The 23103-nt window shown below is 59.0% G+C and carries 23 protein-coding genes; 9 read left to right on the forward strand and 14 right to left on the reverse strand.

From position 1 onward, the window contains the following. The first annotated feature begins 21 nt into the window (after nucleotides 1–21). Nucleotides 22–684 carry a DUF3054 domain-containing protein gene (locus tag MW046_RS11980; RefSeq protein ID WP_247993337.1) on the forward strand — a complete coding sequence of 221 codons (663 nt, stop codon included), beginning with the start codon at nucleotides 22–24 and terminating at the stop codon, nucleotides 682–684. 75 nt (nucleotides 685–759) lie between these two features. Here the strand turns inward: MW046_RS11980 and MW046_RS11985 are convergent, their stop codons facing one another. Together MW046_RS11985 and MW046_RS11990 are read right to left on the reverse strand one after the other, a co-directional pair. Further along, complete coding sequence (locus tag MW046_RS11985; protein WP_247993338.1) at nucleotides 760–1077, reverse strand: hypothetical protein; 318 nt, start codon at nucleotides 1075–1077, stop codon at nucleotides 760–762. Between the two features lie 187 nt (nucleotides 1078–1264). After that, nucleotides 1265–2560: an MFS transporter gene (locus tag MW046_RS11990; RefSeq protein ID WP_247993339.1), complete on the reverse strand. Its 1296-nt coding sequence runs from the start codon at nucleotides 2558–2560 to the stop codon at nucleotides 1265–1267. A gap of 255 nt (nucleotides 2561–2815) precedes the next feature. Here MW046_RS11990 and MW046_RS11995 point away from each other — a divergent pair, with 255 nt between their 5' ends. After that, nucleotides 2816–2980 (forward strand): hypothetical protein, encoded by a 165-nt coding sequence (locus MW046_RS11995; RefSeq protein ID WP_247993340.1) that lies wholly within the window; start codon nucleotides 2816–2818, stop codon nucleotides 2978–2980. A 79-nt stretch (nucleotides 2981–3059) separates the two neighbouring features. Next, a complete protein-coding gene (locus MW046_RS12000) occupies nucleotides 3060–3410 on the forward strand; it encodes a PIN domain-containing protein (protein WP_247993341.1) in 351 nt (116 codons plus the stop codon). An 11-nt stretch (nucleotides 3411–3421) separates the two neighbouring features. On the opposite strand, the gene hutH is transcribed toward MW046_RS12000, so the two are convergent. The 4 genes from hutH to hutU are packed head-to-tail and all read right to left on the reverse strand — an operon-like array spanning nucleotide 3422 to nucleotide 8883. Continuing rightward, complete coding sequence (gene hutH / locus MW046_RS12005) at nucleotides 3422–4981, reverse strand: histidine ammonia-lyase (RefSeq protein WP_247993342.1); 1560 nt, start codon at nucleotides 4979–4981, stop codon at nucleotides 3422–3424. Further along, a complete protein-coding gene (gene hutI / locus MW046_RS12010; protein ID WP_247993343.1) occupies nucleotides 4971–6194 on the reverse strand; it encodes an imidazolonepropionase in 1224 nt (407 codons plus the stop codon). The genes hutH and hutI overlap by 11 nt, the downstream gene beginning before the upstream one ends. Beyond that, a complete protein-coding gene (gene hutG, locus MW046_RS12015) occupies nucleotides 6191–7120 on the reverse strand; it encodes a formimidoylglutamase (protein WP_247993344.1) in 930 nt (309 codons plus the stop codon). The genes hutI and hutG overlap by 4 nt, the downstream gene beginning before the upstream one ends. Beyond that, complete coding sequence (hutU, locus tag MW046_RS12020) at nucleotides 7117–8883, reverse strand: urocanate hydratase (RefSeq protein WP_247993345.1); 1767 nt, start codon at nucleotides 8881–8883, stop codon at nucleotides 7117–7119. The genes hutG and hutU overlap by 4 nt, the downstream gene beginning before the upstream one ends. A gap of 84 nt (nucleotides 8884–8967) precedes the next feature. Here hutU and MW046_RS12025 point away from each other — a divergent pair, with 84 nt between their 5' ends. Next, nucleotides 8968–9609 (forward strand): helix-turn-helix domain-containing protein, encoded by a 642-nt coding sequence (locus tag MW046_RS12025; protein WP_247993346.1) that lies wholly within the window; start codon nucleotides 8968–8970, stop codon nucleotides 9607–9609. Nucleotides 9610–10501: 892 nt separating this feature from the next. Here MW046_RS12025 and MW046_RS12030 read toward each other — a convergent pair. Next, nucleotides 10502–10804: an L-rhamnose mutarotase gene (locus MW046_RS12030; protein WP_247993347.1), complete on the reverse strand. Its 303-nt coding sequence runs from the start codon at nucleotides 10802–10804 to the stop codon at nucleotides 10502–10504. 92 nt (nucleotides 10805–10896) lie between these two features. On the opposite strand from MW046_RS12030, the gene MW046_RS12035 reads away from it, so the two are divergent. The 3 genes from MW046_RS12035 to MW046_RS12045 all read left to right on the forward strand — a co-directional run bounded on the left by MW046_RS12035 (nucleotide 10897) and on the right by MW046_RS12045 (nucleotide 14090). Continuing rightward, nucleotides 10897–11766, forward strand: coding sequence for an amidohydrolase family protein (locus MW046_RS12035; RefSeq protein ID WP_247993348.1), 870 nt, complete (start codon nucleotides 10897–10899; stop codon nucleotides 11764–11766). A 90-nt stretch (nucleotides 11767–11856) separates the two neighbouring features. After that, a complete protein-coding gene (locus MW046_RS12040; RefSeq protein ID WP_247993349.1) occupies nucleotides 11857–13062 on the forward strand; it encodes an enolase C-terminal domain-like protein in 1206 nt (401 codons plus the stop codon). Nucleotides 13063–13064: 2 nt separating this feature from the next. Next, on the forward strand, nucleotides 13065–14090 hold the full coding sequence (locus MW046_RS12045; protein ID WP_247993350.1) for an LLM class flavin-dependent oxidoreductase: 1026 nt from the start codon (nucleotides 13065–13067) through the stop codon (nucleotides 14088–14090). A gap of 25 nt (nucleotides 14091–14115) precedes the next feature. Here the strand turns inward: MW046_RS12045 and MW046_RS12050 are convergent, their stop codons facing one another. The 6 genes from MW046_RS12050 to MW046_RS12075 form a co-directional block, all read right to left on the reverse strand. Continuing rightward, a complete protein-coding gene (locus MW046_RS12050) occupies nucleotides 14116–16281 on the reverse strand; it encodes an LUD domain-containing protein (protein WP_368411409.1) in 2166 nt (721 codons plus the stop codon). Between the two features lie 33 nt (nucleotides 16282–16314). Beyond that, a complete protein-coding gene (locus tag MW046_RS12055; protein ID WP_247993352.1) occupies nucleotides 16315–16815 on the reverse strand; it encodes an LUD domain-containing protein in 501 nt (166 codons plus the stop codon). Between the two features lie 27 nt (nucleotides 16816–16842). Continuing rightward, nucleotides 16843–17697, reverse strand: coding sequence for a fumarylacetoacetate hydrolase family protein (locus MW046_RS12060; RefSeq protein WP_247993353.1), 855 nt, complete (start codon nucleotides 17695–17697; stop codon nucleotides 16843–16845). Between the two features lie 74 nt (nucleotides 17698–17771). Then, nucleotides 17772–18533 (reverse strand): IclR family transcriptional regulator, encoded by a 762-nt coding sequence (locus MW046_RS12065; protein ID WP_247993354.1) that lies wholly within the window; start codon nucleotides 18531–18533, stop codon nucleotides 17772–17774. Between the two features lie 313 nt (nucleotides 18534–18846). After that, the gene (locus MW046_RS12070; RefSeq protein WP_247993355.1) at nucleotides 18847–19338 is read right to left on the reverse strand and encodes a GNAT family N-acetyltransferase; all 492 of its coding nucleotides are present in this window, start codon (nucleotides 19336–19338) and stop codon (nucleotides 18847–18849) included. A gap of 122 nt (nucleotides 19339–19460) precedes the next feature. Further along, nucleotides 19461–20456, reverse strand: a complete 996-nt coding sequence (locus tag MW046_RS12075) for a cell surface glycoprotein related protein (RefSeq protein ID WP_247993356.1) — start codon at nucleotides 20454–20456, stop codon at nucleotides 19461–19463. A 244-nt stretch (nucleotides 20457–20700) separates the two neighbouring features. On the opposite strand from MW046_RS12075, the gene MW046_RS12080 reads away from it, so the two are divergent. Both MW046_RS12080 and MW046_RS12085 read left to right on the forward strand, forming a co-directional pair. Next, nucleotides 20701–20847 (forward strand): hypothetical protein, encoded by a 147-nt coding sequence (locus tag MW046_RS12080; RefSeq protein ID WP_247993357.1) that lies wholly within the window; start codon nucleotides 20701–20703, stop codon nucleotides 20845–20847. 237 nt (nucleotides 20848–21084) lie between these two features. After that, complete coding sequence (locus tag MW046_RS12085) at nucleotides 21085–21681, forward strand: rhomboid family intramembrane serine protease (protein WP_368411330.1); 597 nt, start codon at nucleotides 21085–21087, stop codon at nucleotides 21679–21681. 49 nt (nucleotides 21682–21730) lie between these two features. On the opposite strand, the gene cofH is transcribed toward MW046_RS12085, so the two are convergent. Further along, the gene (cofH, locus tag MW046_RS12090) at nucleotides 21731–23095 is read right to left on the reverse strand and encodes a 7,8-didemethyl-8-hydroxy-5-deazariboflavin synthase subunit CofH (RefSeq protein WP_247993358.1); all 1365 of its coding nucleotides are present in this window, start codon (nucleotides 23093–23095) and stop codon (nucleotides 21731–21733) included. Between the last annotated feature and the right edge of the window lie 8 nt (nucleotides 23096–23103).

Here is a 23103-nt window from a genome sequence, read left to right on the forward strand (position 1 = left end):
AGTAGTCCACCTTCGGCAGGAATGGGTGTTACGTTCCACGGGAGAGTGCTGTCCAACCCCCCGTTCCCGTTTCTCATCCGGGCAGACATACACATCCCATCCTCGTCGCCCTCCGCGTATCTACTGGCGGAGCCGGCGGCAGTTCGTCGACGGCCCGACAACATCGCGCTCGCAGTCGAGACTCTCGATCAAACGATACGATTCACCAGCGAGAGACAGAGCGCACGAGTGAAGTCGTGGTGGTGTGAAGCGGAAGATATGAGCGCTACGAAAGGCGACGTTCTCGGTCGGATCGAGCGATCGTCGACGACCTTCGCCATAGCGGTCGGTGACGTCGTGTTGATCGGACTGTTCGTTCTCGCGGGTGAACTCAGCCACTACACCATCGCTTTCCTGCTGGCCAATCCGGGCCGAATCACTGGCACCGCACTCCCCTTTTACATCGGATGGGTGATCGCGGCGCCCGTGCTCGGAGCATACAGCAAGAGTGCTCGTGAGACGCCGCTTCGAGCTGCACTCATCGGTGGCGGCGCGTGGATCGTCGCCGCGCTGATCGGGCAAGGACTCCGCTCGACTGCCATCTTCCACGGAAACTTCGCCATCACGTTCATGTTCGTCTCGATCGGTGTGGGGCTCGTGTTGTTGGTCCCATGGCGGACGGTGCTCGCTGTTCGTCTTTCATGACTGTTGAAAATTCATAGAACTAGTGGGTGAGATAAAACCACCTCTGCTCAACTGCAACCGATAGATGTACTTTCACTACTCGTCGGCCATAATGGCCTTGAGTTCTTTACGAGATTTTGGCGGGTCACTGTCGTTGTCGCTTTCGTCGACATACGCGCGGGCGCGTGCTTCGACATCGATGTCGTACATCTCGATAAAGTCGATGACGCCATCAAATTGTGCCAGCGATCCTCGGTGGTAACCTCGGGATTCGGCTTCTTCCAACTCGTTGGTGTCTCGGTCGGCCAGTGATTTGGCCGCTGTTTCCTCCGGCGGGACAAATCGCTCCCGGCTGTCACAGAGGTACCAGCACAGGTGGTCGAACATGTCAATGATGTCTATGTCTTGTGCCATAGGTTGATCACGGCGTTGCAGCCGCGTGGTTCGGTTTATCCGCGATAGCAGATACATTGTGGGTTCGTCAAACCACGCGACTGAACGTTTGGTCTGTCTCTCCGTTTCGAAATAGATGGCAGTCCAGCTGTCAGTCGAACCAACTGCTCACAGACGTATATCTTTCATACGAGCACTGTTCGGCAGATCACCCGTTTCGTCGGTAGAGAAACAGCCCGAGTCCGCTGGCGACCACGGCGATTCCAGCGAGGATGACGAACAGCGCCCACGGGGGGAAATACGTGAGCGCGACACCAGCGAGGGGGGTCCCGAGTGCGCCGACGCCAAACACGCCGAGATACGTGTATCCATACGATAGCCCGCGCAAGGACGCCGGGGTGTACTTTGCGACGGTCGCTTGGTAGAACGGCTGGACGAAAAAGAGACAGAATCCGAGCGCTGCCAACAACACCAGTATCGGAGCGATCCCGATCGCCACGACGGGACGGAAGAGGAGCGCGAGCAGTACGAGCGCCCCGTATCCGCCGACCAATCCGAGTTCGAGTGGCATCCGATCGGTGAGTTTCCCCCCCACGTACTGCCCGCCGACGCCTGCTGTGAGTAGGCCCGTATACAGGTAGTTCGACGGCTCGATCGTTCGTCCGTAGAACTTGACCGGTGCGATGGTGTCGATCTCCCCGAGCACTGCCGGGAGGAAGGTGAGTATCCCCCGGTAGTACAACCCCGACAGCATCATGAGACAGAACACGACGAGAAACGCACCCACGAGTAGCGCTCTCGATTGGGTCACAAACTCCGAGAATGAAGCGATCCCGGGCGTCTTCTCAGGGTTCGTACCCCCATCGGTGGCCGGTGAGACGGCAGCCATCTCGTTTACGTCGATGCGGAGCGCGACGGCCACGCCAACCAGCGCGGGCAGGGCTAAAATCAGTGCGACGACGCGCCACTCGTCTCCGAGGAAAAACAGCAGGACTGTGGCGAGAAACGGACCGACGGCCGTTCCCACATTGCCCGCCGTCCCATGATACGCAAAGGCGGTCCCGCGCTCGTGAACCCCGCGCGTGATGAGCGACAACCCCGCAGGATGGTAGAGACTCGCCGCGATCCCCCACACGACGAGCGCGATCGTCACGACGAGGATCTCCGCCGACATCTGACTGCCGAACGCCGTGATCTGGCCGAGACCGACGAGACCGGTGATCGTTCCAGACAGACCCAACAGCACGAACGACCCACCCATCCCGAACAGGGACGCGAGGATGAGCGGTTTCGAACCGCGACGATCGGTCAACACGCCGGCGAGCGGCGCACCGATACCGAACAGCGCCGTCCCGATCCCGACGACAGTTCCCACGATCGCCTCCGTCGTCCCGAACTGCACCAGCCAGATCGGAATGAACACCGGCAACACGAACTCGTAGATGTGGACCATCGAATGCCCCAACATTACCAACCCAGTGATCGCCCGATCGTTGTGATTCACGCGTGAATCTCCGTACGGAACCGTTTTAACGTTTCTACAATCGTGGTTAACGCCCTAAAACAGTATTATCGAGATTATTGCCGTTTTCGGTGCGAGAAACGACGGATACGTTTCACAACTGTAGTACAACCGTCATTCCGACGCCCGACAGCAGCGTTCCCATGACGAACAATCCGATCGACTACACCATAGATCAACCACACAGTAGCCTGACACCTCACACGCTCATCGGCGTTCACTGTGTACACACAATGTATGAGTAGTAAGAACGTCAGTCTGAAGTCGTATGTATGCGATCGGCTGCGGACGTACAAACGTCCAGATGAGCGTTTCAGTGACGCGATCGATCGGATATTGGATGATACACAGCCGGACTGGCGGTCGTTCGTGGGAACGTTCACGAAAGCAAAGATTTCGTGAGCCTGATAGAAATCTTCGATTTCTGGTGACGTTATCCACGAGAACGCCGAGTAGGCGGGTGAACTGATCGAGCAGCGTCGTGATCGACGTTCTCAACGACCGTGGTGACGTACCAACCCAGCTTGAGGCGTACGCCGATCCGTTTCATGCACTGGCGATACTGTTCTCAGAAGTCCTCGAAGGACTGTACGCGAGTGGGAAGTCGGAAGCAGTTGCGGCCAAACATCTCTCGTGGCTTTCACTGCTTGCGTTCACATTCGAAGCGGCCCGCGAGGCAGCACGGGTTCGTCAGGAACTGCGCCGACGAGGTGAGGTGATTCCGGATGCAGACACGTTCATCGCAGGAACGGTTCGCGCTGAATCGGGAACCCTCATCACCACCGATCAACGTTTCGAATCAGTGCCCGATCTGGACTGCGACGTCCTGTGAGCGAGCCGTTCTCACTCCTCGTGGAGATGTTCGGCGACAGTCGCAGTGAGCGCTCCCGAGCGGACCAACTGTTCGATCGTCTCGATTTCCCCTGAGAGCGGACGGTCGTTAGTGAGTGGATCCACTCGCTCCCGGACGTGGTCGTACGCCCGTTGTGTGCCGTCACCGGGTGAGAGATCCTCGACGAATTCGAGTGCTTGGGTGCCACACAGCAACTCCACTGCGACTACGCGAGCCGTGTTTTCGAGTACACGACGGGCGTTGAGCGCGGCCTGTGCGCTCATGCTCACGTGATCCTCTTGACCGCCGCTGACGGGCGTGTTGTCGGTCGAGGCCGCGCCCAACGACCGGTTCTCGTTCAACAGAGCGGCGGCGGTGTACTGGGCGATCATACAGCCCGACTGCAGTCCGCTGTTCTCGGTAAGAAACGGAGGTAGATACTCAGCTTGGATGTTCGGATTGAGAATCCGATCGACGCGGCGTTCACAGATGGCAGCGAGATCCGTCAGCGCGGTCCGGACGTAATCCAGACGCAAAGCGAGGGGCTCGCCGTGGAAATTGCCCCCCGAGATGACGCCAACCGACTCGGTGCCACTGGCCCGGTCGTCGGTGTCGGCGGCCGAGAAGATCAGCGGATTGTCCGTCGCGCTGTTGAGTTCCACTTCCACCGCGTCTCGGAGATGATCGATGGCGTCACGGACCGCGCCGTGGACCTGGGGCAGACACCGGATGGAGTAGGCGTCTTGCACACGGTCACAGTTGCGGTGGGACTCGACGATCTCCGAACCGGCGGTGAGGGCACGGACGTTCGCCGCGCTGACCGACTGGCCAGCATGGGGGCGCACGTTCTGGATCGCGGGATCACACGACGCCGTCGTCCCCATTGTCACCTCCGTCGTGAGTGCACCAGCAACGTCAGCGCTGTCGATCGTCCGTTCGGCATCCACGACGGCTAGTGCCCCAAGACCGACGGTGAGCTGTGTCCCGTTGATGAGCGCCAACCCCTCCTTGGCGCGGAGCGACAGTGGTTCGAGATCGACTTCTGCCAGTGCTCGTGTTCCGGAGAGACGATCCCCATCAACGACGGCGTGACCCTCACCGATGAGCACGAGCGCCATGTGTGCGAGCGGGGCGAGATCACCGCTCGCGCCGAGACTACCGCGGGATTTGACGACCGGATGGATCTCCTCGTTCAACAGCGTCACGAGATACGCAATGACGCGCTCGCGGACACCGGAATAGCCTTTCACCAGCGCGTTGAGCCGTGTCACCATCAGCGCACGGATCTCCTCTCGTGTCAGCTCCCGGCCGCTTCCGGAAGCGTGGCTCCGAAGCAAGTTCATCTGGAGGTGGGAAAGGTCCTCTGCGGGGATCCGTTCGGTGACAAGCTGTCCGAACCCCGTGTTCAACCCGTACACCGGCTCTTCTTCCGTGACGACGGTCTCGACGCGGGCGCGCGACGTGCGAACTGCCTCCCACGCATCCTCAGCGACGGCCACCGGTTCGTCGTCGCGGGCAACGGACACGACATCCTCAGGTGTTAGTGAATTACCATCTAGTTCAATGACCATCGATCACCACCTCCCCAGCTTTCAGTACGGTTTCGACGAGGTTGATACCGAACGTGTAGGGAATATGAACGTGGCTCGGAGCGTCGATCAGACAGAGATCGGCCGGTGCACTCGGACCGAGCGTCCCCAGACCGCTGTCAGCCCGGTCGAGCGCGCGTGCACCACCGTGTGTGGCAGCCCCGAGCGCCTCAGCTGGCGTCATCTCCATGCCGAGACAGCCGAGTGCCACGGCAAACCCCATGCTCGGTGAATGACAGTTGGGATTGAAATCCGAAGCGAGCGCGACGGACGCGCCCCGATCTATAAACGCGTGTGCATCAGCGTACTCGGCACCGAGTGAAAACGCGGTTCCCGGCAGTAAAACGGGTGTCACCCCCGACGCTTCGAGCGCGTCGATGTCCGCTTGCTCGGCGTGTAGGAGATGGTCCGCACTCGTCGCACTGAGTTCGGCGGCCAGCTGTGCACCGCCCAGTCGAACGAACTCTTCGGCGTGAACTTTCGGCGTGAGTCCGTGGTCCATCCCAGCGGTGAGCACCCGACGCGACTGTTCGACGTCGAACACGTCCGCTTCACAGAACACGTCGCAGAATTCGGCAATGCCCTGACGCTCGATAGCTGGCAGCTGTTCGGTGATGATCGATTCGACGTAGTCGTCTGCGGTCCAGCTCTCGGGCACTGCGTGGGCACCCATGTACGTCGGTACTACGTCGATCGGATGGGTATCGTCGGCACGCTCGATCACCGAGAGCATCCGGAGTTCCGTCTCCGAATCCAATCCGTAGCCGGATTTTATCTCCACCGTGGTGGTGCCATGGGTGAGCATTACGTCGAGATACCCTAACAGTCGATCGAGCAGTTCCTCTTCGCTCGCGTTTCTGGTCGCCCGGACCGTTCTGAGGATGCCTCCGCCCTCTTCAAGGATCTCCTGATAGGACGCACCGCGGAGCTTCGCTTCGAACTCATCCGAGCGATCGCCAGCGAACAGCGCGTGGGTGTGTGAATCCACGAAGCCCGGAATCACCGTTTGCCCGCTCGCGTCGATGGCTCGCACGGCGTTTTCCGGCGGATACGCCCGCGTTATTTCCTCGGTCGGTCCAACCGCGACGATCGTCCCGTCTTCCATTGCGATCGCACCGTCTTCTACCCGGTCGAGACCGTTCTCTCCCGGTCCGATGACGATTTCGCTCGCCTCGTGAATGATGGTTTGTGTCATGTCGTGTCCTCCGTGGTCCATGCGCTCAAAACGTGAGCGATCGCGCGCGCGCCAGCAACAGCCGTTCGATCGCCCCGATCGAGCGGCGGCGCGCACTCGACGACTTCGAATCCCGCGACGCGGTCGTCGTTTGCGATCGTTCCGAGCAGCCGGTACAGTTCGCGGGTCGTGAGTCCACCGGGTGTTGGCGCGCTCACCCCCGGAGCGGCCGTGACATCTAACACGTCGAGATCGAGGCTGACGTACAGTTGCTCTACGTCAGCCACCGCATCGATGGCAGTTCGTGCGGCCGCCCGTAGGTCCTGACCGACCTCCTCGGCGGTCACGACGGTGCCTCGTCCGTCGAGATATTCGGCGTAGGTGGTGGTGTTCTCGAAGTGACGCGCACCCACAACAGCAAACGCGTCGAGTCCGTCGTCGAACAGCTGACGGTACGGCGTGCCACTCGACGGTGCGCCGGAACGACAGTCGAAATGGGCGTCGAAACTCACGATCCCGAGCGATCCAGACGCCAGTAGCGGGCGCGCGTTGGGATACGTGAGCGAGTTATCGCCACCGAGAAACACCGGGCGCGCGTCGAGCGCGTGAACGTCTTCCGTGATCGTCGCGACGGTTTGCTGTCTGGCCGGTACGTCCGCCGACTCGGAGAACCGAACGTCTCCGAGATCACCGACCGGACCGACGGTCCCACGGGTGAGATGATGGGTTTTCGTTCCGTTCAGTGCCGAACGGAGGTGAGAGGGACCTTCTTGGGCACCCTGTCGGCCGATGACGGCCCGGTCCGTCGGTTCACCGAGTACCACAGCCTCGTAAGTGGCTGCCTCGGTCAGCGTCGTCGCTTCGGTAACGTCTCCGAACTGTTCGTCGTTCGGATCCGTCGAAGGACCGTGCCAGTCGAACTGGGTAGTAAGATCAGTCCCTGTCATCGCTCAGTCTCCATTGGGATGTGAACGTCCGATCGAGTCGCTTCCTCAACCGCCGTTTCATAGCCCGCGTCGGCGTGTCTGATGACCCCCATACCGGGATCGGTCGTGAACACGCGTCGGGCGGTTTCTGCCGCGCGGTCGGTGCCGTCAAGTACCACGTGATTGTTGGCGTGGACGGCGTTTCCGATGCCAACGCCCCCACCGTCGTGAACGCTCACGATGTCCGCACCCGCAGCGCAGTTACACAGCGCGTTCAGTATCGGCCAGTCGGCGACCGCATCGCTGCCATCACGCATGGCTTCGGTTTCGCGGTTCGGGCTGGCAACGCTGCCCGCATCCAGATGATCCCGGGTCACGACGATCGGTGCCTCGATCTCGCCGTCGGCCACGAGTTCGTTGATCCGCAGTGCGAACCGCGCGCGTTCGGTGCGTCCGTCCTCATCCGTCTGGTAGCCGAGCCAACACACCCGACTCGGCAGTCCTTGGAACTCGACCTGATCGGCTGCGAGATCGATCCACCGGTGAAGGTGTTCTTTGTCCGGGAACAGATCGAGCACCGCCTCATCCGTTCTGTGGATATCTTCGGGATCTCCCGACAGCGCTATCCACCGGAATGGTCCTTTTCCCTGACAGAACAGCGGACGGATGTAGGCTGGAACGAACCCGGGAAAATCGAACGGTGTCGGTGGCGTCTCTGTTTCAGTGGCCCATTCGAATGCTCCGTCTTGCCATCGGTGTTCGTCGACCTGTCCACGGATGTTGTTGCCGTACTCGAAGGCGATGGCACCCTCCGACTGGAGTCTGAGGATGGCAGTGACGTGTCGTTCCATCGTGTCGAGCGCCGCCTCGACGTACGCCTCGGGGGTTTCCGATCGGAGTGTATCGGCCTCCTCGACGGTGTATCCACTGGGGTAGTAGCCGTTCAATTCGTCGTGAGCACTCGTTTGATCAGTGACGACATCGGGAACGAATCCCCGATCGTCCATCGCTTCGAGCATGTCCGCGGCGTTCATGTGGACACCGACGCTGTACGGTTCGTCCGCATCGGCGGCGCGTCGTGCCCGTTCGATCGCGGTGTCGAGATCATCGGTTTTCTCCATGCAGTAGCCGGTGTCGATCCGTCGATCGATACGGTTTTCATCGACTTCGGCTGCGATGCAGACCCCGTTGTTCATGGTCACGGCAAGCGGCTGTGCGCCACCCATCCCGCCGAGTCCACCTGTCGCTACGATTCGTCCCCGGAGATCGCCGTCGTACTGCTGACGGGCCAACTCCGCGAGCGTCTCGTAGGTGCCTTGGATGATCCCTTGGGTTCCGATGTACGCCCACGATCCGGCCGTCATCTGCCCGTACATGATCAATCCATCGGCCTCTAGCTCGTGGAACTGCTCCCACGTGTCCCATTTTCCTACGAGATTCGAGTTGGCGATCAACACGCGGGGGGCTCGTTCGTGCGTTCGAAACCGTCCGACGGGTTTGCCTGATTGGACCAACAGCGTCTCCGAATCGCCGAGTTCCCGGAGTTCGTCTACGAGCGCATCGTAGGCGTCCCAGCTCCGAGCAGCCCGCCCGGTCCCGCCGTACACCACGAGATCCTCCGGTCGCTCTGCGACTGCCGGGTCGAGATTGTTGTTCAACAACCGCAACGCAGCCTCCTGTCGCCATCCGTTACATTCGATCTCCGTTCCTGTCGGTGCGCCCCGGTACTCTTGCCACTGTTCGCTTGGCTCTCCGATCGAACCATCGGTCGGGTCGTCTCCCATGTGTTGGTTGTAGGGTTCTGAGACATACGAGTATCAACCCTCCATATGGAGGGGGATTTTTAGTAGAGGCGCCGTATCGTAGATATGCACGAGGCGATCATCAGCGTCGACGGAGACGGCGCGTACGCGGATGCGACGGCTGGGACGGATGCACGGATCGAACTCTGGTGTACCGAACAGCGCGATCTACTGTCGGTCGTCGGTCCTTCCGAGCCGGTGTTGCGTCGGATTGAGTCGGCAGTTGGGATCAGCGACTCCATCGCACACGACACGGCAGCGGTCATCGTCACCGAAAGCTGTCTAACCGAACACGGAACGGAGACGATCGATCCGTATTTTGATCGCCACAACTGCTTGTTGTTGCCACCGTTGCGGTACGAAGGGGGGATGAAACAGTGTCGCGTGCTCGCGCTTGATCCGAGTTCACTCACCGCGTGCTATCGAGATCTCACGACCGATAACGTGTCGGTGACCGTCGAATCCAAACGCGCTGTCGAGATCGTCTCGCCATCGCCATCGCCGACGCTTGAGCGAATCGTTCCCGAACTCACGGAGCGACAGCGAGATACGCTTTCGATAGCCTACGAACACGGCTACTACCGAATTCCGCGCGAGACGACAACCCAAGCGATCGCAGACCGCGTCGGTGTTGACCGACGAACTGCAGAGGAACATCTTCGGCGAGCCGAGAATAAACTGATAGATTCAATTATACAATATATTTAACTAATGGACTAAACACCATGTTGGATAATGGTGTACACACCGCCATCGCACAATACTAATAATACTAATTTGGTTATTTTGGAATCAACCCACTAGATTTTCATATCAAGATCAGCAAAGTCTAAATGAATATCTTAGTATTGGCCGATTCAGCAGCTATTCGTGGGTACTGCCATATTATAGCCTATAATACATATATTACTATACTATTAATAATATAATACTATTTATAATAGATATAACGCAGTAGATATAGTATGGGCGGCCTCTCTATCGTGTTACAAACTCGCACGGTCATTAAGTGACATATGAGAACTAATTCAGTGATGACGCACGATATTCTCCTACCGATGAAAGCCATCTCCATGCCGTTCGTCCTCTAGCTGTTTTTCGGTCGCATTCGAGCCGTAGAGCGCTGGTTTACGGCTCGCTAACACTGGATCGACGATCGGCGTTCCATAACTGGATCCGAGATCAAGCCAGTGTGTATCCGATTTAATGTCGATGTGGCACAAACGAACGGGTCCGTTACAGCATTATTATTGTAACGGACATGCGGATTCAAACACGGAAGCGACTCTTTGAGTGGGTCAGTGCGACACTAGTATGATGAGATATATCCGGTATTACCGGACGGGTTGTGGGGTCAGTCGGTTTCATGGGAAGCCAACGCGCGATCGAGAGGGAAACAAGACGGTCGGGAAACACGGATGACACCGAATGACCCGCTGATATCGGAGACGCAGACGTCAGTACCGGGTTCGGACAACCCCACTTTTCACGCGGTAGAACGTCATTGGGATCTACTCGGATCCCAAGGGCTGCTGTTCTAGGGCTACATCTCGTTCACTGAGACAGCATCCGCCATCATCGGAAACGTACTTTTGGTCGATCACACCATCCGATACACTTCCTCCATCCACGGGTCGGACTCCTCGATGAGGATTGACGCCATCACCTCGTCCCAATCGGCCTGTGCTTTGCTCTCTGCCATGACCGTCCGAATCGCCTCGGGATCCTCGACTTCCAGGTAGCCGAACACGTGCCCTTCCTTCTCGAAGACGCTGTACGTTTCCACCCCGGCCGCCGAGTCGAGATACGCCGATTCGAGTTCGGTCGGCACGTCCTCGTGTTCGGTTCGATACGCCGCTCGCTGCCCCTCTTCGATGCGGTAGTGAAACGCGATTCGCTCCATCCGGTTCTCGATTCGACAGCGCTGTTCTTAGTTCTTCGGGGGAATTTCCTCTGTAGATAAGGTTTAGTACGAGGACGTTCCACGTCTCTTGCATGTTCGACACACATACACATGCATGGGGTCCGGCGAGTGCGGAGCATCCATGGGTGAACGGCCCGCTCTTGGATCGCGTCGATAGCTTCGCTGTCCACACCGTCTACACCGCTGATCGGCTTTTGGCTGACATGGATCGAACCGGCGTCGAGCACGCCGTCGTCGTCGGCTATCCCATCTGTGAGTGGGTGGACAACTGGTACACGATACAGGCCACGACGGAACACGACCGGCTGTACGGCGTCGTGATGCTCGATCCGTTCGCCGCCGGCGCCGCCGACCGTCTTCGTCGGTGTATGGCAGTCGACGGCGTTCTTGGGTTCCGACTCGGCGGGGCCTGTCCGTACGATCGGATGTGGGAGACGTTCGATCCGAGCGTAACGTGGCTCAGAGACGCGATCGAGGAGACGGCATTTTGGGAGGCAGCCCTCGAGACGGACGCGATCGTACAGATACTCTGTGACCACCGCCAGTTGGATCAGGCCATAGCACTCGTCGAGTCGTATCCCGAACTCACGTATCTGTTCGATCACTTCGCACACGCGGGTCCGAAGACACCCCTTGAAGACGGAACGTTCGCCCGATTCGCCGAACTGGCGGCGTACGACAACGTGGCAGTGAAGGTTTCTGAGATCCCGCACCTCTCGGAGACGACGTTTCCGTACGAGGATATGCACGATCACGTGCGATGGCTCCTTGAGACGTTCGGCCGCGAGCGCGTCGTCTGGGGATCCGACTATCCCAACGTCAGCGACGTCGCAAGCTACGACCAATCGCACGAGTGGCTTCGATCGGTCGAAACCCTCTCGCCGACGGATCGGAAATGGATGACCGAAACCGCCTTTCGTCGGCTCGTCGATCTGAACTGAGATACGATCGGTGCTGCTTCACCCTCCGCTGAAAGTTTTCATCGACGAAAGATTTTAGCCCTACCGACTGAACGATACTGGTAGCGCACAATGGAAATCACAGATGTCTCCGCGACAGCCGTCAGTACAGAATCGTGGGGTGAGTTCGTCGAATTCCCACTCGTTACGGTAATGAGTGGCTATGAGGAGTACAACAACGCCGAAGGCGACAATCCACAGGCCCGCCGGAAGTGGATGGGTCCGGTCGGCGACGTCGTCGTCGAGGTGGAAACCGATGCAGGCATCACCGGCGTCGGTCACGGCAACTGGGCGACCGGTGCCATCGCCACGATCGTCGAGGAAACGCTATCGAAACTCGTCGTCGGGGAAGATCCAAACGAACGAGAAAAGCTCTGGGACGTGATGTATCGTGCGACGATCCCGTTCGGTCGGAAAGGTGCTGCCATCGAAGCGATCAGTGCCGTCGATCTCGCGCTGTGGGACATCGCTGGGAAAGCAGCTGACAAACCCGTCTACGAGTTGCTCGGTGGGCCCGTGACAGAAGAGATCCCTTGTTATGCGAGCAATCTCCACCCGGTGGATCTCGACACGCTCGAACGGGAGGCTGTCGACTACGTCGAACAGGGATTCGACGCGATGAAGATGCGCTTTCAGTACGGTCCCGAAGCCGGACGGCGCGGTATGGAGAAAAACGAGGAGATCGTCGCAACAGTCCGAGACGCCGTCGGTGACGACATCAAACTCGCGGCCGACGCCTACATGGGATGGAACGTCAGATACGCCAAGAAGATGCTCAAGCGCCTCGAGAAATACGACTTGGCGTGGGTCGAGGAGCCGGTCATTCCCGACGACATCGACGGCTACGCGGAGGTCCGGGCGTCGACCGACATCCCGATATCGGGCGGTGAACACGAGTTCACCCGATGGGGCCACAAGGAACTTCTCGAACGCGATGCGGTCGATATCCTCCAACCGGACGTCCATCGATGTGGCGGACTGACTGAACTCCGTCGCATCGACGCCCTGGCCAGCGCCCACGACGTGCCGGTCATCCCACATTCCGGAACGAACCCTCACCTCCACTTCATCGCAGCGTCGAGCAACGCCCCGATGGCCGAGTATTTCCCCATTCCAGAGTGGTACAAAGAACAGCAAGAGGAGAAGGACTCGACGTACGCCGACGCCATCTACCGGGATCCTCCCGCTGCGGAGGCTGGCGTGATCGAGTTGCCCGACGGTGTGGGGCTGAGCACCGCGCTTAACCACGAAGCGCTCGAACGGTTCGCCGTGGAATAACCATGTCCGACATCAGCTTCGAGTACAACGTGCCCGTGTTCGCCGGTGCGCCGGTCGATGGGACAGAACCGACCCACCGTGACACACCGGCGTATGAGTCACTCGACTGGGCAACGACGCGGGAGGGAATCGAGACGGCAGAAACGCTGGGTTTCGACGCGGCGTGGGCTCCCGACCACCTCATGCTCGGTCGAAATCACGCCGAGTATGAGTGTTGGACGCTGTTATCGGCGATGGCTGGCTTCACCACGGACATCAACATCGGTTCGCTCGTCCTCTGTAACGACTACCGCAACCCCGCGCTGGTCGGGAAGATGGCGGCAACGCTCGACGTCATCTCGGAGGGCCGACTCGAACTCGGACTCGGTGCTGGGTGGCACGAACGCGAGTACGATGCCTACGGCTGGGAGTACCGCGACGGTTTCGAGCGATTGTTGCGTCTTGACGAATCGATTCGGTTGATCAAGCAGCTGTGGGACGCCGGTAAGGAGGGGGCACGTTTCGACGGCGACCACTACTGTATCGAGGACGCCTACTGTGCCCCGGGACCCGTACAGGATCCACATCCACCGATCCTCGTCGGTGGTCAGGGTGAAGACGTGACGCTCAAGCTCGTCGCCAAACACGCCGATATCTGGAACACGGACGTGTTCAACGGCGATGTCGACACCCTCGAACGCAAGATCGACGTCATCGAACAACACTGTGAGACGGTCGATCGGGATCCCGATGAGATCGTATACTCTTGGGACGGCCACATCCTCTGTACCCGTGATGAGGAGAAGCTGGATCGGCTGCTCGATCTGATGACGCCGATCCAGTTCGAAGAATCGTACACCGACCAGCCCGACATCACGCGCGAAAACGCAGACGAGTATTTCATCGTCGGCACGCCCGAGGAGTGTGCAACGGCCATCGAACGGCGAATCAACGCTGGCGTGGAGAAGTTCATGGGGTGGTTCGTCGACGCTCCCGACACCAGCGGGATGGAACTGTTCGCGGATGAGGTCATTCCCGAGTTTCAATAGCTCCGACTCCGACTCCGACCCCGACTCATTCGGTCGGTGATCGATCAACGAGCAGTTCGATCGGGTGGGTCGGTCGGCGTTCGAGGAGCGAATCCAACTGTTCGAGACAGGAGGTTCCGCTCGCGACGACCGTTCGCTCGCGGGTCTCTGGAGCGGTGAACTGATCGCGCAACTCGTCGCCGACGGCCATGCTCACGTCGAAGTACTCCGATTTGTACCCGAAGCTACCCGCCATGCCACAGCATTCGACGTCGGAGGTCAGAACGTCGAAACCACACCGTTCGAGCACGGCGACGGTGTGGGCTTCGACGTCGAGAGTCCGTTGCTGACAGTGGCTGTGGTAGGCGACTTCTGTCCCGTCGCCGTCTCGTAACGGCGCGTCGTCGGCTCCGTTTTCCAGCAGGCCGAAGACGTATTCCATGATCTCGTAGCTGTTGGTCGCAAGTCGCTCGTGGGCTGCCGGATCGAGCAATCGCTCGTACTCCCGCTCAAACATTGCCAGATCGCTCGGTTCGATGACGACCACGTCGCGCCCATCGGCGATGTAAGGTGCGAGGGTATCGCTGATGCGTTCGGCGTGGCTGCGTGCTGTCGTGATCATGCCCTGTGACAGAGGCGCGCGTCCACTCGATGGCACTGACGGGACGGCCACGTCGACGCCCAGCGCTTCGAGGACGCGCACCGCTGTGGCTCCGCGCTCGATCTGGACGTGGTTCGTATAGAGGTCCGGATACAACACGGCTCGTCGCCGAGGGGTGTCGACCGTCGTTTCACGATCCTGAAACCGATCGATCAACGTCCGTCGGTGGAACGTTGGGAGGTCACGCCGGGGATCGATGCCGAGCAATCGGTGTAACAGTTGGCGCGAAACAGTCGTCTCGGCCAACCAATTCGAGACCGGTGCCAGTGTGGAGCCGAGCCGTGCGACCGTCTCGAAATTGCCGAAAAACCGCTTCTGGAGCGGCGGGCTCCCCGCTTCGTTATCGGGCGTGAGTCCGTCGACCAGAAAGTCGAAGTTCTCTTCGTGGCCCTGATTGATCCGGTCTCGCACCACGGTGTTGATCCACGGAATGTCGATGTTCACTGGACAAGCGTCGACACAGCGGCTACAGCCGGTACAGAGATCATTGAACTCCCCAGCGACGTCGAGTCCCTCGATACCGGCCTCCCAGCCGGTTGCGATCCCGCCGGAGTACGTCTCACCACCGAACGCGTGTCCACCGACCTGCTGGAAGTTGGCACAGACGTTCGAACAGGCCGAACACCGAATGCAGTACAGCGTCTCTCGCAGGTCGTCATCCTCACGCATCGCCATCCGACCGTTGTCGATCAACACCACGTGAAACTCCCGGTCGTCGTCGATCTCCGACAACGGCGTCTCCTCGTCGGTGTCGTCGATCACCGGCGTCTCGACTGGCGGCGTCAACAACGACACGTAGGAGGTGATGTCTTGACCGGTTCCCGAACGACCGATCAACTCCACGAACGGCTGTAGATCCTCGACCGTCGGAACGATCTTCTCGACACCCGCGACCGCGATGTGGGTGTCCGTCCCAGCGACGGTTTTGCGCGCGTTCCCTTCACTCGTGACGAGCGCGATGGTTCCGGTGTCGGCAGCGATGAAGTTGGCTCCCGTCATACCCACGTCGGCCTCCTGAATCCACTCACCGAGCTTCTCTCGTGCAAAGACAGTGAGCTCTTCGGCCGTTTCGAGCGGTTCTGTGGGTGAAAACACCTCCTCGAACAGTTCGGCGATGGCGGCGCGGGATTTGTGGATGGCAGGAGCGACGATGTGTGACGGCGTCTCCTCGGCCACCTGCAGCACCCACTCGCCGAGATCCGTTTCGATGACGTCGTGTCCGTCGGCTTCGAGCGCCTCGTTGACGTTTAGCTCCTCCGATGTCATCGACTTGCTCTTGACAACTGTCTTCTCGGAGCCATCGCCGACAACCGTTCGAACGTACCGATTCGCATCTGCGGCGTCGTCCGCGAGATACAGCGTTCCACCGTTGTTCTCGACGGTCGAACGGAGCTGATCGATCAGTTCGGGCAGCCGATCGATGGCGTCCTCTTTTATCGTCCGGGCCTCGTCTTTCACCGTTTCGTACTCGTCAAGATCGGCGACGGACTCGTATCGACCTTGATTGAATCCCTGTGTGTTCGTCCGGACGGCGTCGCCCTCCGTGGCCATGATCTCCCGGAGACGGTCTGTGTCCGACACTGATCAGCCCTCCACGACGACGACGCCGACGGTGCTCGGTCCGTGAGCGCCCGTCACCAGCGAACCCATGTCTGCCGTCGCGCTCGGTCCCGTAGCGACGATCGCGCTGCCGTACGCGTCCGGCATCTCTCGGTCGAATCGGTCGAAGGCGTGTTCCATGTCCGCTACGATGTCCTGCTCGTCGACGATCGCAATGTGGTGATCCACGTACAAACTCACCAGTTCGCTTCCAACTGCCGTCGATGGAAGGACGATCGATCCGTAGTCAGCGATGGCGAACGCTGCGGGTGTCACACCCGTCTGTGCGGCGTGAAGTTCGGCTGGCGTCGGATCGACGGTGACGGCGTCCGGGATGGAAACGTCGTCGCGGTCAAGCGCAACCGCGACGGTATCACCGACGAGCAACTCCGCGATCGCGTCCGTCACGCCCGCCGGTGGAACGCGCCTCGTTTCGACGCCGACGCTCTCCAGAGACTCCGCGAATAGCTGCTGTTCGGTCGACATGGAGGGAAAATGGAACTGCGCGAGTATTTAGTTTTGGGACTGTTGGGCCACGACGGGGTTCGTGAGCGTTCCAATGCCGTCGATCTCGATGTCCACTACGTCACCGGGTTCGAGTAGCTCCGGTGGTTCGCGGAAGATCCCGACGCCACCGGGGGTCCCTGTCGAGATGACGTCCCCGGGTCGCAGCGTCATCGCGGCGCTGATGTATTCGATGAGTTCATCGACGTCGAAGATGAACTGCTCCGTGTTTGATTCTTGTCTTGTTTCGCCGTTGACGCGACAGGAGATATCTACGGCGTTCGGCTCGAAAAACGCGTCTGGAACGAGCGTCGGTCCCATCGGGGCGAACGTGTCGTAGCTCTTCCCCCGCAGGAACTGCTCGTCTTCGAACTGCGCGTCGCGCGCGCTCACGTCGTTGACCGCAGTGTAGCCGGCGACGTACTCCCGAGCATTGGCAGCGTCGACGTCCTTGGCTGTTTTCCCAATGACGACGCCGAGTTCGACCTCGTAGTCGACCTCCTTGATCCCTGATGGGTGGACGATGGGATCACCGGGGTTCGTAACGGCGGTCGGAGCCTTTCCGAACAGCAGTGGTCGCTCGGGAACGTCCTCGTCCTGTTCGTCGGCGTGGTCGTGGTAGTTGAGTCCCACACAGACGATCTTGCCCGGACGGGCGATCGGAGCGAGTCTCGTGACGTTGTTGAGGGGGATTGCACGGTCGTTGGCTGCGTCGAGGCCCTCCGTGACGACACGATGAAACCCCGGGTTGCCGAATTGGGAAATCGAAACGTCTTCACGGAGTCCTGTAAGTGGAACGACGGTGTCGTCCTGCTGGACGCCCCACTGAGGAGACCCGTCGACGACGTATCTCGTGAATCGCATCGGGCTCCTGTACAAGGACATGAAAATTAACAGTTTCGCTGTCGGAATCCGGACGGAAGGTTGCTGGTGTACGATTAAGAATAGGTGAGGTTGACTTCGATGACGTTGGCGCTCCGCCGGACCAAGTTCGGCAGCTCCTCGGTGAACGTTTCGCCCATCATCCGACTCTTCGGACCGGAGACGCTGATAGCCGCGATGGCACGACCATCGCTGTCAGTGATCGGAGCCGCGACACACCGCATCCCTTCGACACGTTCCTCGTCGTCGAACGCGTAGCCCCGCTCTCGAACGTCCTCCAGCGTGTCGAACAGGCTGTCTCTGTCCGTGATCGTGTTCTCAGTGACCGCCACGAGACCCTGTCGGTCGAGAATGTCCTCTACTTCCTCTCTGGATCGATGGGCGAGGATCGTCTTTCCGAGTGCTGTCGTCTGCAATGGAACACGCATCCCGGCGTACGTGTCTAGTTGTACCGCGTCGGCCCCACGGTCTTTGTAGAGGAACACACCCCAATCGTGCTCCTCGATCATGAGGTTCGCGTGTTCGTTCGTCTTCGAAGCGAGATCTTCGACTTGTGGCCGGGCGACGTTGTACACTTTCATCCGGGTGCGTGACTTCTCACCGAGATGAAGAAACCGGGCACCCACGTGATACGTTCCGTCGTCGTTGAGAAGGTACTCCATCTCGGTGAGCGTCTGTAAGTGATCGTGTATCGTACTGGTCGGCATACCCAACTCACCGGCAAGCTCAGACACCCCGGCACCGTTCAGTTCGTGAAGCGTCTCGATGATCTCGAACGTGGTTTTCGTCGCCTGTACTGATGTATCATTCGTGGCCATGAACGTCGTGTTCATAGTCATACATGATAATTGTTCCGGTGACACCGGAGGCGATCGATGAGACACCCTATATCTGGGACATCACTGTGATATACATATACATATACATATTCTATGTCCTCTCCTGGGATATTACATCAACATTATTATAATAGGTCAAGTTGAATGGTAGTATGGCTGGTCGTTACGATAATGGTTGTTATCGCACGTACCCCGAATCTCCTATCATCTCATTTCTAACCATTCATATGATCTATATATTTGTAGTCATATTATCGCTGCTGTCGGTACGTCCAGTTGTTTTGACAGACCGTTACAGCTCTCGGACCAGTATCCGGTCTTCGATTTCATGGCCAACGTGTTCGATCGTTCGTTGTTGATAGATCTCGAACCCGTGTTTCTCATAGAACCCGTGAGCAACGTCGTTTTCGGCCATGACGGCGAGCCACACCGAATCATAGTTCCGTGCCCGGAGATCCGCGAACAGTCGGCTTAACAGTTCGGTACCGATACCGGCTCGCCACCGGTCGGGATGGACGTACAGTCGCCCCACGACTGCATCGGCTGGACCGTCTTCACTGGGACCACCCTCAGCGAACCCGATCACCTCCTCCTCAACCGCCAGAATCATCGTGGCGTCGTCGTCTCGAATGGCCGTTTCGAGATCGTCTCGGTCGTACCATTCTGTGAGCATGTCTTCGACGGCGTCCACACCGATGATGGGTGCGTGAACTGCGTGCCACGCTTCCCGTGCGACGCGTTGAACCGCCACGGCGTCCGCGGGCGTCGCCGTTCGAAATTCCATTTTTGTAATGGATGTCGATCGTCGTTTTAAAGATACCGATGGATGATTCTCATTCTGGCTCGAAGACGATCTTTCTGAAACGTTCGGAGGCCGCCTGTGTGAGCGGATCGACGCCAGCGTGCTCAGTCATCGTCTCGCCCGAGCACGAACGCCGTGAGCGCAACGAGTGCAACGATCGCAGGACCAACACCGAATCCCACTCCGGTGACGCCGCTACCCCCGGTAGCATCGGGTGATGAGCGATGTGTCGGTGGATGGGAGTTGACTAGGGGAGTGTTCTCATCGGGTGTTTCGGTCGTCGGTTCGGTCTGGCCACCGGATTCCACACTGATCTCGACTGGTTCGTCCATATCGATCTCGGTCGTCTCGCCGGTACCCGAACGGACGAGCCAGCGCTCGATCTCGTTCTGTTCGGGCGGACCTTCCCATTCTTCGAACGGATAGTTCTCGGTGTCCTCGTTGAATCTCATATCGACCGTGATGGTGTTGTTCGCCCGTTCCAGACCCCGGAACGCCGCTCCGTCGGTTCGGTATCCGTTCGTGAACCACTCGATGTGGCTCGACTGACGGCTGTGTCGAAACACGTCGTCGCGGTTGTCGTACGTGTCGTCTTCGACGACCCACTCGCCGTTCTCGGGCAGATCGGAGAGATCGGCCGTGATGACCGCTCCCCCGCCGTCGGTATCACTGAGTTTGTCGTGAAGAAACACGAGGCTCAGCCCCTCGATCCCGTCGTAGACGAACAGTTGACTGACCTGATTCATCTGGATGTCGTCCGTTCCGTAGGAACTGTACTGACCCTCCGGGTCGGTGGCTGGTGAGCGATAATCGTAGAACGCCTCGACCGAACGGGTGCCGTCGCCGAGTGGCGTGACCCGTATCGAGTCGTTGTCCTGTGTGAAAACGATCACCGGAGTCCCTGTTTGACTCACCGCTGGCGTCCCCACCACCGCCACAACGACCACCAGCCCGATGACTGAGCCGACCACGGTCCGTGGCGTGTTCATCTGTCGCCCCGTCGCTGGATCAAGCGGCGTCCACGTCGACCACGTCGTAAACTGTCGTGGTCCATTGCTACGCTGTCGACGGCAGATGACCGTGTAACGACAACACGACACATGTAACGAACCACGGCAGCCGATGCAAAAACAGATGCGCTTGTTGACAACGAACGGTACTGACCCTGTCGACATAGAAATCAGTTCGATGTTAAGTCAATCGAGGGATAACCGAACGTCCGAGATATGTTCGGACTCTTCTTTCGTTACGGGAAGGGGTCTCATACCATCCGAGTTCAAACGGGTTGTCCGCACACAACCCGTCAATTGTCGATTTTGAGGGGGCTGATCCGATGAAAACGTCGTGGTACGTGGTCGATACCGGTGTGTTCTCACCGTCGATCCCGTCGATCGAGACATCGATCCCTGTCGCTCTTTCGACCTACTCGCGGCCAACAGTTGTCCAATCCTCGCCGGTCGTGACTGTGTCGTTGGGTGGTATCCCGACTGACCGGTTTCGGTTCACTACCAATAGAAGCCGAGCGACCTTAGCGCCTCAATTCAGGTAAAACATCATCATCAATATCTCTTTGCTGCCGTTCCGTTATCTCCGTCTTCAATATTTTTGTCATTTCCTTGGATACTGACGTGCGATTCCACTGACTGAACCGTTCCAGTCGTTGTTCCGTGGCAAGGTACATCTCTTGTAACCGTCAGTGGTAATACAATTCAGCCCCGAATAGAGCGTGTGACACACAGCCCGACCCTGAAAACCCTTCAGATCCTGACCGGGGTGTTTCTCGTTCAAATCCTCGCCGGATTTTTCCATGTAGGATACGGTCTGTTCGCGCTTTCGCTGCCGCTTTCGGTTGCGCCGTGGACCATCGTGGTGAGCGTCTACGCTCACGCCGGTATCGTTCATCTGGTCGGGAACGCGCTCGCACTCGCCCTCTTTGGACTCGCTGTCGAACGAATAACCACACCAGTACGCTTTCACCTGTACTTTCTCGTTTCTGGCGCGCTCGCTGGCATCACCCAAGTGACTGTGTCGGGGCTGTTCGGGCCATCGGTTTCCGTGATCGGAGCCAGCGGTGCGGTGTTCGCGCTGCTGGGATACGCACTCACGGGGAACGCACTGGCCATCGGCGTCCTCTCACGGCTGAGCCAGCGCGTTCAAGCAGGTGTGTTTGTCCTCATCGCCGTCGTGGTCACGTTCCTCACTGCTGGTCCCGGTGTGGCGCTGTTGGCACATTTCACGGGACTCGTCATCGGTCTCCTCGCTGGGCGCGTGCGGCTGCTCCACACAGACGAGAACACGGACCCGACGACCGCAACGAAGTTGTAGCAACAGTTGATCCTCACTGCGGTCGGAGGCACGGGAGCGTTCCGTCGACCTACTGGGAATGTTCGACGAGGGGTGTTCCGTCGGCACGCGGACCGAGCTGTGGACCAAACGGTGGAGCTGTCGGATTGATCCGCCGTCGTTCGGTGTAGTCGGTCGATCGTTCGACGGGCACGCGTCCGATGGAAGTGATCATCTCGACGTACTTTTGGAACGAGCGGGCCTCCCCATAGCCGCCGCCAGCGCGCTTTGTGATCTCTTCGGAGAGGATGGTTCCCATGAAGTCATCAGCACCACACGAGAGCATCTTCAGTCCCAGCTCATCGCCGTATTTGACCCACGAAGACTGAATGTGATCGATGTTGTCGAGAAACAGGCGAGCAACAGCGATCATCAGTTCGTCTTCCTCGGTGGTCGCTCCGGCGTCGATCATTCCCTCCTCGTACAGGGGGGTGTTGGGGTGGATGAACGAGAGGGGAACGAACTCCGTGATGACGCCGGTTCGGTCTTGAAGGTTCCTGACGCGTTCGAGGTGCATAATCCGGTGCATCTCGTTTTCGACGTGTCCGTACATGATGGTCGCCGTCGTCGACAGCCCCACATCGGCAGCGGCTTCCATCGCGTCCATCCACTCGTCGGTACGCATCTTGCCGGGACAGATGACATCGCGTACTTCGTCGACGAGGATCTCCGCGGCTGTCCCCGGTACACTGTCAAGCCCGGCCGCTTTCAGCCGGCCGTACACCTCCTCGTAGTTCCACTCCGTTCCACGACGAGCGTGGTAGGCCTCTTCGGGTGTCATCGAGTGGAGGTGTACATCGCCGACAGACATCGCTGCCATCTGTGCCGTGTACGTGCCCGGGTTCTTCTCATAGCGCTCAGGGGATTTGTAGTTGAGATCTCCGCGGTCGTTGCCCTCGAGTATTTCGCGGTGCTCTTCGTCCAGCGCGAACGCTGGGTGCAGCCCCGAGACGGAGGTGACTTCGTAGATCCCTGTATCGAGCGCGTCAGCGACGATGGCGCGCGATTCTGCCGGTGTCTTGGTGAATCCGTCGTGTGCGGCGTCGTTGTCCCGCAGAAACTGCTTCGACCGATCCTTGAAATTGCAGAACAGACAGCCCGTGTTACAGGCCGTCGTGACGTTGTTGTTGAGATTGGCGACGAACGTGACCTCGTTGCCGACGATCTCCTCGCGCCGCCGATCGGCGATTTCGAGGACCACCTCCTTCCGACGGGGATCGATCCCATCTTGCTCCGTTCCTGTCGTGAGAAGCTCGACGCCGTCGGCGACCGTGAGCCGATCGCCTGCACGGGCTTTCGCTACCGCGTTCTCGAAACTTTGATCGGTTTCCGGTCGATGGGTAAAGCCAAACCGATTCCGTGGAACGTTCGCCCGAATCGGTGAAACGCTCGTCATATTTTTGG

The sequence above is a fragment of the Halocatena salina genome, assembly GCF_023115355.1.
Classification (GTDB): domain Archaea; phylum Halobacteriota; class Halobacteria; order Halobacteriales; family Haloarculaceae; genus Halocatena; species Halocatena salina.

Excerpts from the sequence above, each read along its gene's own strand:
- MW046_RS11980 (WP_247993337.1), top strand. The coding sequence starts at position 22 with ATGGGTGTTACGTTCCACGGGAGAGTGCTGTCCAACCCCCCGTTCCCG.
- MW046_RS11985 (WP_247993338.1), bottom strand. The coding sequence starts at position 1,077 with ATGGCACAAGACATAGACATCATTGACATGTTCGACCACCTGTGCTGG.
- MW046_RS11995 (WP_247993340.1), top strand. The coding sequence starts at position 2,816 with ATGAGTAGTAAGAACGTCAGTCTGAAGTCGTATGTATGCGATCGGCTG.
- hutH (WP_247993342.1), bottom strand. The coding sequence starts at position 4,981 with ATGGTCATTGAACTAGATGGTAATTCACTAACACCTGAGGATGTCGTG.
- hutI (WP_247993343.1), bottom strand. The coding sequence starts at position 6,194 with ATGACACAAACCATCATTCACGAGGCGAGCGAAATCGTCATCGGACCG.
- hutG (WP_247993344.1), bottom strand. The coding sequence starts at position 7,120 with ATGACAGGGACTGATCTTACTACCCAGTTCGACTGGCACGGTCCTTCG.
- hutU (WP_247993345.1), bottom strand. The coding sequence starts at position 8,883 with ATGGGAGACGACCCGACCGATGGTTCGATCGGAGAGCCAAGCGAACAG.
- MW046_RS12025 (WP_247993346.1), top strand. The coding sequence starts at position 8,968 with ATGCACGAGGCGATCATCAGCGTCGACGGAGACGGCGCGTACGCGGAT.
- MW046_RS12030 (WP_247993347.1), bottom strand. The coding sequence starts at position 10,804 with ATGGAGCGAATCGCGTTTCACTACCGCATCGAAGAGGGGCAGCGAGCG.
- MW046_RS12035 (WP_247993348.1), top strand. The coding sequence starts at position 10,897 with ATGTTCGACACACATACACATGCATGGGGTCCGGCGAGTGCGGAGCAT.
- MW046_RS12040 (WP_247993349.1), top strand. The coding sequence starts at position 11,857 with ATGGAAATCACAGATGTCTCCGCGACAGCCGTCAGTACAGAATCGTGG.
- MW046_RS12045 (WP_247993350.1), top strand. The coding sequence starts at position 13,065 with ATGTCCGACATCAGCTTCGAGTACAACGTGCCCGTGTTCGCCGGTGCG.
- MW046_RS12050 (WP_368411409.1), bottom strand. The coding sequence starts at position 16,281 with ATGGCCACGGAGGGCGACGCCGTCCGGACGAACACACAGGGATTCAAT.
- MW046_RS12055 (WP_247993352.1), bottom strand. The coding sequence starts at position 16,815 with ATGTCGACCGAACAGCAGCTATTCGCGGAGTCTCTGGAGAGCGTCGGC.
- MW046_RS12060 (WP_247993353.1), bottom strand. The coding sequence starts at position 17,697 with ATGCGATTCACGAGATACGTCGTCGACGGGTCTCCTCAGTGGGGCGTC.
- MW046_RS12065 (WP_247993354.1), bottom strand. The coding sequence starts at position 18,533 with ATGGCCACGAATGATACATCAGTACAGGCGACGAAAACCACGTTCGAG.
- MW046_RS12070 (WP_247993355.1), bottom strand. The coding sequence starts at position 19,338 with ATGGAATTTCGAACGGCGACGCCCGCGGACGCCGTGGCGGTTCAACGC.
- cofH (WP_247993358.1), bottom strand. The coding sequence starts at position 23,095 with ATGACGAGCGTTTCACCGATTCGGGCGAACGTTCCACGGAATCGGTTT.